The organism is Kiloniella majae (assembly GCF_002118315.1).
GTDB lineage: Bacteria > Pseudomonadota > Alphaproteobacteria > Kiloniellales > Kiloniellaceae > Kiloniella > Kiloniella majae.
This window is the reverse complement of the sequence record NZ_MTSZ01000006.1, coordinates 160,867-172,586: the sequence shown is the minus strand read 5'-3', so window position 1 is coordinate 172,586 and position 11,720 is coordinate 160,867. Positions and strand designations below refer to the sequence as shown.

The following is an 11,720-nucleotide window of genomic DNA, read 5'->3' as shown; positions in this document are numbered from 1 at the left end:
ATGTTTTATGTTACCTGCGAAAATGTAACCGAAATAGACGAGAAGAAATCCCGTTTTATCTCTTTCTTGATGCCTGTTTCATTTTTTGAAAACCGCTTAGCAGAATTACGAGACGAGCACAAAAAAGCAAATCATCACGTATGGGCCTTCAGACGCTTAAATCATTACGATCAAATAGAAGAAGGGTCCAGCGATGATGGTGAACCTTCCGGGACATCAGGTCCTCCAACCCTTAAAGTTTTGCAAGGTAACAACTTAATTAACACTGCTGTCATTACAGTACGTTATTTTGGTGGTACCAAGTTGGGTACCGGCGGCTTGGTTCGCGCTTACAGCGAAAGTACGAAACAGGTTATTCAGGAAGCAAGCCTCCTTACTTATGTAAAGTTACACAAATTGGAAATTGATCTGCCTTTCAAATCGATACCTCATGCGGAATATCTCTGTAATCAAATCGGTATAGAAATACTCCAGAAAGATTTCGGCAGTGCTGGGGCAACATTTGTTGTAGAGAGCGTGGAAGAGAAATTATCCGAATTACAGGGAAAACTTAATCTTCGTTAAGCACATTCTGTACAGACGAGACAGCTTTCAGGGATTTTGCCAAAGCCATGAGTTCATTACGCGCAAGCATCAAAGATTCCCTGTCATTTTCTGACAGATTATGTTGGGTCAAACGATAATGGAAAATACGGTGAGCCTGTTTGGTTAGTACAGCCCATTTACTGTTTGGGTCGTGCACCAATGACAGATGCTTGGGCTGCTCGCGTTTAAGCACAGCCTCAATATCCGTTGTATTTTTTATGGCCCCCTGATGCATCAAGCTCGTCCCTGTACTATAAGCTTTTTCATCTTCAGATAATTGGTTAACAGTTTCTTACTACAATTTAACTAAAATTGCTACTATAAAGCCTCAATTTTAAATATATCCGTCAAAGTAAAATCAAAACACAGAAAAACACCCTCTATTCTGAGGGTGTTCTTTTAAGGTTTATATTATCTGATTAATGCGTTTTATGATCTGGTGGTGCTGGAAGAGGATTTAGATTACCAAGCTCCTTAGCCTGATCAATCACAGGGATTAAATCTGAAGTAATCGTCTCAAATAGCTGCTCAAAGCTATTAATTACATAATAAATTGGTTGATAGATATCTATACGATAATTGGTTCTGAAAATACTCAACGGATCAAACTCCATTATCATCGGTTTGTCACTATCCATACAATAGACAGCCTCACCAGACGAAGACGCCAGGCCTGCACCGTATATCCGGTTTCCTTTACCCGTTTTGATTAAACCAAATTCGACCGTAAACCAGAAAAGCCTTTGAAGAGGCCACATGTATTGCTTTTCAACCGAAAGAGCGAGCTTGCCATACTCTTGGACATAATCTGCAAAGGACTGGTTTGTCAGCATCGGACAATGTCCATAGATCTCATGAAAGACATCGGGTTCTTTTATATAATCAAAATCTTCTCTAACCCGAATAAAGGTTGCTGCGGGAAAGCGTCTGTTAGCCAAAATACCAAAGAAGTCCTTTGGTGGGATAACAGCTGGAACAGATTCAACCCCAAAGCCTGTAGCTTCAAAAAGCCGCTCACTGACTTCTTTCAATTGAGGAACCTTACGATTATTTAATCCAAGAATTTCTCTGCCTCGGACAAATTCATCACAAACACGACCTTCCAGAATTTGATTTTGTCGCGTGATTAAATCCCCCCAAATCTCATTCTCTGATCGGGTATAGTGATATAAACCGTCGGAATTCGGTGTTTTTGATTCATAGGTAGAACCATGATGTCCCATTTTTTACCTCATTATTTTATCCCTGCTTTATTTGTTTATTTTATCTTAAAATATGAGATATTATATTCTAATAAACCGATATAATTGAATTTAAGAAGTAAGTTTATTCAATAATAGGCTATTAATTGAAATGATTGACCTTGATCCCCTAGACATAAAAATACTTAGCCTTTTACAAAAAAATGCTTCTCTTTCCACTGCAGAAATTGCGGCAGCCATTGGTCTCTCGCAGTCCCCTTGTTGGCGACGCATAAAACGTTTTCGAGATGAGGGATTGATCCGTAAGGAGGTGTGTTTACTGGACCCTAAAATTGCCGGCCTTAGCGTGACGGTTTTTGCAACAGTAACATTGGTTCAACACAGCGAAGAGCAAGTCAGACAATTCGAAGATATTGTTGATCGCCGCCCTGAGATAATGGAATGTTACACCATTACAGGAAACAGGGACTACCTCTTGCGAATTGTCGCAAAAGATATTGAATCTTATGATCGTATGCTCACAGAACAATTTCTTCACTTGCCGATTATTAATTCAGTAAATTCACGTTTTGCCCTAAGAAGTGTTAAATATTCTACTGAGCTACCGATCTAGAGGAAAGTTATGCAAATCAGGAAAGAAGAGATCAAAGATCGTGCACAGGTTTTACAGGTTGTCCACGATGCATTTGGTCAATGGGATGAGTGCGATCTCGTCAAACAATTGTATCTGGATGAGGATGTTCTTTTTGGGCTGGTCGCAGAAGAAGAGGGAACAATTTTAGGCCACATTCTTTTTAGCGCGATGGAAATTACATCCCCACATCTACAAATTCAGACTGCGAGCCTTGCCCCGTTATCTGTTGTTCCCACTCACCAAAACAAAAGAATAGGGAGCCAACTTGTAGAGCATGGTATTCAAGTCTGCAGAGATATAGAAGATCTATCGGGCATCATTGTTCTTGGTGACCCGGCGTATTATTCCAAGTTCGGTTTTACAGATACGTCCACAGAACACCTTGATGCACCCTTCAAAGGGGAAGCATTTATGGGGCTCGAGTTCAGGAAAAACATCTTTCCTGAAAATGGAAAAGTGATTTATTCTCAAGCATTTGGGCTACCATCTTGATTTTTTAAAGTTCAAAAAGTGCGTTTTTTAAATTTTATTGTGTTTAGCAACATTTAGGAAAGGACTTGTTTAACGCATCTTGGCCTTTTTGTTTTGTGTTGTAATCTGAATCATCAAGAACAACATACGCACTTTCTTCCTCAACAGTTTTTTTTGTGACCATATCGTTTTTTTCCATAGGCTCGTCATCAAAAACCGCTCGATAGGCTGCCCCCTCCAAGTCGTCATACTGTCCTGTACGTAAAGACCACAAAAAAGCAATTAGTCCCAATAAACCAAGCAACAGTGCAATTGGAATTAGAAATGTAAGAGCCGTCATTTTACGATACTCCCTTTTCTGAAAGTCTAAGCCGCAGGGCATTAAGAGTAACAACAATAGATGATGCAGACATTGCAATAGATGCAATCAAAGGCGTTACATATCCGCTCATCGCCAAAGGCACAGCAATAACATTATACACAATTGCTAGCCCGAAATTCTGAAAAATTAAATCACGAGCTTTTTGGGCTATCGTTATTGCTTCCACAATCGGCTTAAGTTTATTTCCCTGAAAAATAAAATCAGCAGTCGTCTGACTTATATCCGACGCCGTTGCAGGAGACGCTGATACAAAGGCACTCGCAAGTGCTGGCGCATCATTCAATCCATCGCCAACCATTAAAACCTTATGGTGTTGGTCAGATAACGTATCCAAGTAGGTAATCTTGTCTTTCGGATTGGCCCCGGCCGTCCATTTTTCTATAGACAATAATGCTGCAGCCTTTTTAACGGCCTTTTCTCTATCACCTGAGAGAATCTCTACGGATTTAAGGTGTTCCTGTGCATAATCAACAGCACTGCGCGCATCGTCCTTTAACTGATCTTCAAAGGTAAACCGTACTTTCTTGCCAGAACTGTCAGATAGCCAGAGTTCGCTGACAGCGTCTTCATCCATTCCGTCATCGTCGCCACCAATACCACACCAGCTACGATTACCAATGCGAACCCTGTTATCATTCAGATAACATTCCAAACCCTGTCCAGGCTCTTCATGCACTTGCCCCAGCCTAACAATAGCAGAAGTATCCGTTGCGGCGACCAACGCCTTTGACAACGGGTGTTTACTGGATAGGGCGAGGGAGGCTGCTAATGCTAAATCATCTGAAGATAAAATGTCTTTGTTGGTCAGAACAGGTTGCCCTTTGGTTAAAGTCCCTGTTTTATCAAAGACGACAACATCGGCATCAGCCAAGCGTTCCAACCCATCCGCTGCTTTCACTAAAATTCCCCGACGCAGCAACAGTCCACTTGCGACAACCTGAACAGTTGGCACAGCTAAACCCAATGCACAGGGGCAGGTAATAATCAAAACGGCAATCGCATTCATCAGCGCCAAATGCCAACCACCATCCCCCAGAGCCCACCACGCCACAAATGTCAACGCAGAGAGAATATGAACGACCGGTGCATAAATTTGGGCAGCGCGATCAGCAAGACGCACATATTTAGCCCGACCTTGCTCTGCTGTTTCCATCAACTTGACGATTTCAGAAAGCAGTGTTTGATCGTCTTGTGCTGTGACTTCGACCTCAATTGGCGTGGAAATATTAAGTGTGCCAGCAAAAACAGCACTACCAACTGATACTTTTTGCGGCAAGGACTCTCCTGTGATGAGTGAGCTATCAATTTCTGTTTTGCCGTTTATAACTGTACCATCAACAGGAATTTTCTCACCCACCGCAATAGCGACTTTCATGCCAGGTTTTACAGCCTCAACAGGAAGAGAGGCATGGGTTCCGTCATCTCTGATAATTGTTGCTGCTATGGCACGAAGTGATAACAAGTTCTGTGCTGCAGACTGTGCTTTGCTACGCATCCGTCGATCAAGATATCGACCAATAAGAAGAAAGAACAACAGCATAACGGATGCATCAAAATAAGCATGCTGTGCACTTTGCAAGGTTTCAGCAACACTCATTCCCACCGCGAGAAGAACAGCGAGCGAAATGGGAACATCCATATTCAAACTACGCGTTTTCAGGGCTGCGATTGCTGACCTGAAAAAAGGCTGCCCTGAATAAGCAACGGTCGGCAAAGCAATGAGACCAGATACCCAATGGAGTAAATCACGTGTTGCTGGCCCCATATCATCAACGCCAGACCATACAGCAACGGATAAAAGCATGACATTCGCAGCTGCAAAACCAGCCACACCCATTGCTTTTAAAAGTGCCTTGTCTTCTTGCTCACTGGCTGAACTCATCAAAGCCGGATTATAAGGCGTTGGTGGGAAATCAAGACCATCCAGCTTTCGAACAATTGCATTTGCTGATGTTTTGGTCTCATCCCATAGGACATACAATCTTTTTGTCGACAGATTTACCCGTGCAGTTTCAATCCCGTCCATTTTGTTGAGATTACCCTCAATAAGACGAATACATGATGGGCAGTGAATGGTATCAACGATTAGATTAAGCTGTGAAAGCCCGACTTCGTTTTTATACACATACGCAGTAGGATCAATACTGGCCGGTATCTCTGTTGGCGTTTCAACATCTGAACTTTTGAGATTAGAACAACACTTTGACATAGTTACGTTACTTCACAAAAAAGCGCTTTTCCAACTGGAAAGGAGTCCCTGTCGGAGAGGTCGCAGAAAGACTGACGTGCCATTGTCCGTTGAGCGGAAGATCAACAGTTGCCTCATATTTCCCCTGGCGACTTTCTGCAAGTACCAGTGTTTGATCATATCCCTGAAGGGTCGGACGCCCGACCTTTACGGTTACATCAAAACCAGACAGAGATTGATTGTCTTGATCTTTTAACTCAAAGGAAATCAATTTCTGTGACCCAACAACCTCTAGTTCGAGAGAGCTTTGCCAATTGAGATCTTTTTGTATCTTCGCGGCCTCAATGGTTTGATTATAATTCAAACCATCAACATAGGCATTTTCTTTGGATAATCCGGTCCAGGTATTTGTTGCAAAATAAACAAACGCGATGTTCATTCCAATGATCACACCAAAGAAAGACAAGATAGAAATCAGAAAATGCTTTCCTGTGAATTTCTTTTCTTTCTGCGGAGCAGGGGATTTATTCATTACAGATACGCTTTCTACAATGCTCATTTGTTCGGACCTATAAAAACACTATCATTAGAGACACTATAACCAGTGTCTTTATTAGTTACTGTGATCGTAATTGGTTCAGAAGCAGTCTCAAGCTCTTGAGCATCAACAGACAGGAACAGATGGACACTGCGCAAATTGTCGGACTTAACATCAACAATTGGTGCCGGACCTACATTTTCAATGTCGTTAATTTTAACCTCTTTAAAATCAAGCCCCGTAACAGTCACCAAGAACTGTTGTGGTGCACGCTCTTTGTTCAGGATTTTTACTGTATAGCCATTACGGATACTGCCGTCGGATAGCTTTACAAACAGTGGGTTGCGATCTCTTAATACATTGAGATCCAAGGGCGATCTACTGGCGAGCAAATACACCATAAAGGCACAAACAGCAAAAATAGCTACAGCATAAAAAATGGTTCTCATGCGTAAGAGGCTGAATTTTTGCGGAACCCCTTTTACCCTGCGAGCCATGTTTGCATCGGTATCATAGCCAATCAAACCGCGTGCTGTTCCCATCTTGTCCATAATACCATCGCAGGCATCGATACAAAGCGCACAGTTAATACATTCCAATTGTGCTCCATCCCGAATATCAATGCCCATCGGACAAACAACGACACACTGCTTACAATCTATACAGTCACCAAAAGCTTTATCGTCCTGTGTTTTTTTAGCACGTCCTCTTGGTTCTCCACGATCTTTTCGGTAGGTAACCTGCAATGAATCTTCGTCCATCATTGCAGCCTGAATTCGTGGCCAGGGACACATATAGATACAGACCTGTTCCCGTGATAATCCGCCAAGGGTGTAAGTTGTAAAGGTAAGCAAAGCGACAAAGCTATACGCCGTGATATCGGCTTGTAGTGTAAATAGATCCACTAAAAGTGTCGGCGCATCTGCAAAGTAAAAAACCCATGCACCACCGGTTGCCATACCAATAATCAACCAGATTGTATGCTTCAGGGTGTACTTCCATATCTTTTCAAAATCCCACTTGTGCCGATGTAATTTAATCCGGGCATTCCGATCGCCTTCAATCCAACGCTCAACCGCAATAAACAGATCGGTCCAGACGGTTTGAGGACAGGCGTAACCACACCACACGCGACCAAAAAGACTGGTAAAAAAGAAAAGGACAAGCCCGGCAACAATAAGAATACCGGTAATGTAGTAAACTTCCTGCGGCCAGAGTTCGATAAAAAAGAAATAAAAACGATTGCCCGGAAAATCAATAAGTACAGCTTGATCCGGGGCCCCGGGACCACGATCCCAGCGAATAAAAGGAACTAAATAATAAATTGAGAGCGTGATGATCATAATCAGCCATTTTAAACGGCGGAATTGACCAACTGCTCGTTTTGGAAATATGGGTTCACGTTTTTTATAGAGAGGACGGTTCTCTTTTTTGTTAACGGCCTCCACTTCAACAGTGGCTTCCTTAACGATCTGTTCCAGCTTGGTGCTCATGTTTACAGACGTTCTTTTCTGACGTTAAGTTGTTTTTTTATAGTACGGGAGAGACAAATCTCTCCCGTACACAGGCCTTAGTATTATTCACCGCCACCGAGGGAGTGAACATAAATGCTCAAGGCTTTAATCGTCACAGGATCCAAACGGGCTTCCCATGTTGGCATTACGCCTTTACGACCATACGCAATGGACTGCACTACGGTTTTTTTATCACCGCCGAAAAGCCACAGTTTATCAGACAGGTTCGGCGCCCCCATTTCACGATTACCGACGCCACCTGTTTCATGACAGGCGACACAGTTATCTTCAAAAATAGGCAACCCGCGCTGCGCTGCTTCACTATCACTTGATGTACCGGACAAAGATAAAACATATTCCGCAACGTCCGAAATTTCCTGTTTCTCCAGGATTTCATCTGCAAGGAACGCCGTCATATCGTTAAATCTGGTTTCATCATGTGTGGAACGAATACCATAGTTAATGGTGTAGTGGATATCTTCGAGTGATCCGCCCCATAACCAATGGTCATCATTTAGGTTCGGATAGCCCTTGGCCCCTTGAGCACCACTGCCGTGGCACCCGGCACAGTTATCGCCAAAAGCCGCCTGACCAGCTGCAAGTGCATACTGATTAAGGTTAGGATCTTTTGCGATATCCTCCAAACTGGATGCTACAATTTTTGCTTCGATATCAGCGCGACCGGCTTTAACTTCAGCTAGTTCATCCATAACCGTTTGGCGTTGAGAATACCCCAAAACACCCCTGGTGTAATCACTGATACCCGGCCAGGCGGGCATTGCGATCCAATAACCAATGGACCAAATTACAGATGCGTACAAGACCCACAGCCACCAACGGGGAAGGGGATTGTTCAGCTCTTCAATGCCGTCCCATTCATGACCAGTGGTATCGACACCAGAGATCTCGTCTTTTCTTGGATTTCCTGCCATGACTAGTCATCCTCTAATGGAATTTGAGCGGCGTGATCAAACTTGCTTTTGTTCTTGGGCCAAAGCGCATAAATAACGCCGCCTAAAAACATCACAACCAGATACACTAGCCCCCAAGTTTGCGAAAAAGTAGAAACGTCGTTGTATTCCATAACTATCTCCTTATCGCAGTTCCGGACCTTCAGCCTTGTAGGCTGAGAAATCCACGAGGGTGCCAAGCATTTGCAGGTAGGCAATCAAAGCATCCATCTCTGTAATCACTTTGGCATTATCGTCAAAGTTACGAACCTGTGCTTTGGGGTAACGGGCAAGTAATCCATCGGTATCACCATCTGGATCGACCTGGGCACGCAAGTCTTCTTCAGCCAACTCAATCATCTCATCTGTATAAGGAACACCAACCATACGGTTTGCTTCCAGATGTTCTTTAATATCGTTGAAACGAAGAGGTGCATCCAAAAGGAAAGGATACCCTGGCATTACAGATTCAGGAACAATACCACGTGGATTGACCATGTGTTCCTTATGCCATTCATCAGAATATTTACCGCCAACACGTGCTAAATCAGGACCAGTACGTTTTGATCCCCATTGGAAGGGATGATCGTACATTGATTCTGCCGCAAGAGAGTAGGGGCCATAACGCTCGACCTCATCACGCAAAGAACGGATCATTTGCGAATGACAGTTATAACAGCCCTCACGGATGTAAATATTACGCCCGGCCAACTCCAGCGGGGAATAAGGGCGCATGCCTTTTACTTTCTCGATTGTACTTTCAAGAAAGAAAAGTGGTGCGATTTCAATAAGACCGCCGATTGAGACAACAATCAGGATCCCGATCAATAGTACGATTGAGTTTTTCTCAAATACGTCATGTTTAATCATGATCTTAAAACCTCCTTATTCTGCAGCTACTGGGCTAGGAACAGCTTCGGGAGCAAGTGAACGACTTTCCGTTCTCACATCTCCACGGGCTGTCCGCCATAGGTTATAAGCCATGATCAGAGAACCGATCACAAAGAAGGCACCACCGATCGCACGGATCCAATAGAAAGGATTCATCGCTTCGACAGTTTCCACGAAAGAATATTCCAGGAAGCCAAGGTCATCATACGCACGCCACATTAGGCCCTGTAGAATACCGGATACCCACATGGACGTGATGTAAAGCAGGATGCCAAAGGTAGAGATCCAGAAGTGGTAGCTCACCAGCTTCAAGGAATAGAGCTGTGTTCTGTTCCAAAGCCATGGAACAAGACAGTAAAGTGCTCCAAAGCTGACATAGGCAACCCAACCCAATGCACCAGAGTGAACGTGTCCAACAGTCCAATCCGTATAGTGGCTAAGTGAATTCACAGCTTTGATAGACATCACAGGACCTTCGAAGGTACTCATGCCATAGAAAGCAATAGACACAACAAGCATACGTAAAACAGGATCAGTACGAAGCTTGTCCCATGCACCTGATAACGTCATAAGGCCGTTGATCATGCCACCCCATGACGGCATCCAGAGCATAATTGAGAAGGTCATCCCCAAAGTCTGGGCCCAATCAGGGAGCGCCGTATAGTGCAAGTGGTGAGGTCCGGCCCAGATATACATAAAGATCAAAGACCAGAAGTGAACGATTGAAAGGCGATAGGAATAAACCGGACGGTTCGCTCTTTTGGGAACGAAATAATACATAATCGCCAAGAAGCCAGCCGTCAGGAAGAAGCCAACAGCGTTATGACCATACCACCATTGTGTCAGAGCATCCTGAACACCGGCAAACAGGATATAACTTTTTGAACTTGTCCATGAAACCGGTACTGTCAGGTTATTGACGATATGCAACATGGCTACGGTTACGATAAAGGCCAGATAGAACCAGTTGGCAACGTAAATATGTGGTTCACGACGCTTCCAGAGTGTTCCCAAGAACACAAGCAGATATACGACCCATACAATCGTTAGCCAAATATCTGTATACCACTCTGGCTCAGCATATTCTTTACCCTGTGTTGCGCCCATTAAATAACCGGTCGCAGCAACAACGATGAAAAGCTGATACCCCCAGAATACAAACCATGATGAGAAAACACCGGGAAGGCGGGCTTTACAGGTTCTCTGTACAACATAAAAAGATGTCGCCAAAAGAACGTTGCCACCAAAAGCAAAAATAACCGCTGATGTGTGAAGAGGACGCAATCGACCAAAATTGATAAAGGATGTATCAAAGTTCAAGTCTGGATACGCCAACTGAAAAGCAATTGTATCACCAGCAATAAAGCCGGCAATCCCCCAAAAGACAGAGGCAATAACCCCCGCCTTAACAACTTTGAGGTCGTATTCAATTGGTGCGTCTGCTGATTGTGTTGCAAGGCTTTCTGACGTGTCAAAATAAGCCTTAATAATACCAAAAATCCCAAGTAAGAATGCACCTGCAAAGACATATGCATGTACAGACATTACCGGATCTTCGGTTCGCGCGGCGGTTAATGTGGCGTAAAACGTGCCAATCACCAATGCCGCAGCTATTACCCATCCGTCGAGGGGCATTTTCGCTTTTGCGGTAGTTTCCCGAGTCATTCCTGAAGTCGCCTTTTATCGTAAAAAACGTGATAACACTGTAAGATAGAACACCTCACAGTACCCCGTAACCTACCTCTCAAGTACAAAAGAGCATTGATCTAGGTCAATGATACGGGTTGACGCACCCCAAAATAACAAACGTGAATTTGTTTTATGGCTTAGTGTTGAGTCGTTGGATTTTCGTTTATTTTTTTACAAAGCCTGACTGCGTCACAAACATACCCTTTGTTGATAAGCTGGTTCGGAATAGACTTAGTATAACCATTTTCTGGAATAATTGTATTCCGAATATCAATCGTTAAGTGTATCGCCTGGCATCCGCGCTCAGAAGCCTGACCTTCTAACCACTCCAACAGCGTTTCTGAAATGTCATTTCGCCCAAGCATATCTGCAGTAACATAGTTAGAGACATCCATAACTATCTGATGCGTAACATCTTCTACAACTTTATAGCAGAGAACCCCCATATAATATCCAGCAGTATTCTTGACCGTAATAATGCCACATTCTCGACTGTCACGACCTGTAAAACTATCGACATAATCCATCCATTGATCAGTCGTAATATCACTTTTTAGCGTTTGTATCAGTGGCAACACCTGCACAGTGTTCGACTGATTTAATGGTTTGATCGCAAATTGCACGGCTATATAAATCCACATATGACTTTGTTGATTTTATTGAAGTCCCGTTCAAA

General features: G+C 43.5%; 14 protein-coding genes. 3 read left to right on the top strand and 11 right to left on the bottom strand.

From position 1 onward, the window contains the following. Entirely contained in the window at nucleotides 1–564 is a 564-nt protein-coding gene (locus tag BKB51_RS16595) for an IMPACT family protein (protein WP_085902234.1), read from the top strand. Here BKB51_RS16595 and BKB51_RS16590 read toward each other — a convergent pair. Then, nucleotides 551–820 carry a hypothetical protein gene (locus BKB51_RS16590; protein ID WP_085902233.1) on the bottom strand — a complete coding sequence of 90 codons (270 nt, stop codon included), beginning with the start codon at nucleotides 818–820 and terminating at the stop codon, nucleotides 551–553. The genes BKB51_RS16595 and BKB51_RS16590 overlap by 14 nt on opposite strands. Before the next feature lie 184 nt (nucleotides 821–1,004). Then, nucleotides 1,005–1,808, bottom strand: a complete 804-nt coding sequence (gene phhA, locus BKB51_RS16585) for a phenylalanine 4-monooxygenase (RefSeq protein WP_085902232.1) — start codon at nucleotides 1,806–1,808, stop codon at nucleotides 1,005–1,007. Between the two features lie 130 nt (nucleotides 1,809–1,938). Here phhA and BKB51_RS16580 point away from each other — a divergent pair, with 130 nt between their 5' ends. Continuing rightward, on the top strand, nucleotides 1,939–2,400 hold the full coding sequence (locus BKB51_RS16580; protein ID WP_085902231.1) for an Lrp/AsnC family transcriptional regulator: 462 nt from the start codon (nucleotides 1,939–1,941) through the stop codon (nucleotides 2,398–2,400). Between the two features lie 9 nt (nucleotides 2,401–2,409). Further along, complete coding sequence (locus tag BKB51_RS16575; protein WP_085902230.1) at nucleotides 2,410–2,913, top strand: GNAT family N-acetyltransferase; 504 nt, start codon at nucleotides 2,410–2,412, stop codon at nucleotides 2,911–2,913. Nucleotides 2,914–2,956: 43 nt separating this feature from the next. Here BKB51_RS16575 and ccoS read toward each other — a convergent pair whose 3' ends face one another. From ccoS to BKB51_RS16530, 9 genes are all read right to left on the bottom strand, one after another. Continuing rightward, a complete protein-coding gene (gene ccoS / locus BKB51_RS21320; protein WP_085902229.1) occupies nucleotides 2,957–3,232 on the bottom strand; it encodes a cbb3-type cytochrome oxidase assembly protein CcoS in 276 nt (91 codons plus the stop codon). 1 nt (nucleotide 3,233) lies between these two features. Further along, nucleotides 3,234–5,483 (bottom strand): heavy metal translocating P-type ATPase, encoded by a 2,250-nt coding sequence (locus BKB51_RS16565; RefSeq protein ID WP_085902228.1) that lies wholly within the window; start codon nucleotides 5,481–5,483, stop codon nucleotides 3,234–3,236. Nucleotides 5,484–5,490: 7 nt separating this feature from the next. After that, nucleotides 5,491–5,994, bottom strand: a complete 504-nt coding sequence (locus BKB51_RS16560) for a FixH family protein (protein WP_158090262.1) — start codon at nucleotides 5,992–5,994, stop codon at nucleotides 5,491–5,493. Between the two features lie 23 nt (nucleotides 5,995–6,017). Continuing rightward, nucleotides 6,018–7,493 carry a cytochrome c oxidase accessory protein CcoG gene (gene ccoG, locus BKB51_RS16555; RefSeq protein ID WP_085902226.1) on the bottom strand — a complete coding sequence of 492 codons (1,476 nt, stop codon included), beginning with the start codon at nucleotides 7,491–7,493 and terminating at the stop codon, nucleotides 6,018–6,020. 83 nt (nucleotides 7,494–7,576) lie between these two features. Beyond that, entirely contained in the window at nucleotides 7,577–8,446 is an 870-nt protein-coding gene (ccoP, locus tag BKB51_RS16550; protein WP_085902225.1) for a cytochrome-c oxidase, cbb3-type subunit III, read from the bottom strand. 2 nt (nucleotides 8,447–8,448) lie between these two features. Further along, nucleotides 8,449–8,598: a cbb3-type cytochrome oxidase subunit 3 gene (locus BKB51_RS16545; protein WP_085902224.1), complete on the bottom strand. Its 150-nt coding sequence runs from the start codon at nucleotides 8,596–8,598 to the stop codon at nucleotides 8,449–8,451. Nucleotides 8,599–8,608: 10 nt separating this feature from the next. After that, on the bottom strand, nucleotides 8,609–9,334 hold the full coding sequence (gene ccoO, locus BKB51_RS16540) for a cytochrome-c oxidase, cbb3-type subunit II (RefSeq protein ID WP_085902223.1): 726 nt from the start codon (nucleotides 9,332–9,334) through the stop codon (nucleotides 8,609–8,611). 15 nt (nucleotides 9,335–9,349) lie between these two features. Next, nucleotides 9,350–11,020: a cytochrome-c oxidase, cbb3-type subunit I gene (gene ccoN / locus BKB51_RS16535; protein WP_088245195.1), complete on the bottom strand. Its 1,671-nt coding sequence runs from the start codon at nucleotides 11,018–11,020 to the stop codon at nucleotides 9,350–9,352. Between the two features lie 161 nt (nucleotides 11,021–11,181). Next, the gene (locus BKB51_RS16530; protein ID WP_085902222.1) at nucleotides 11,182–11,685 is read right to left on the bottom strand and encodes a hypothetical protein; all 504 of its coding nucleotides are present in this window, start codon (nucleotides 11,683–11,685) and stop codon (nucleotides 11,182–11,184) included. Between the last annotated feature and the right edge of the window lie 35 nt (nucleotides 11,686–11,720).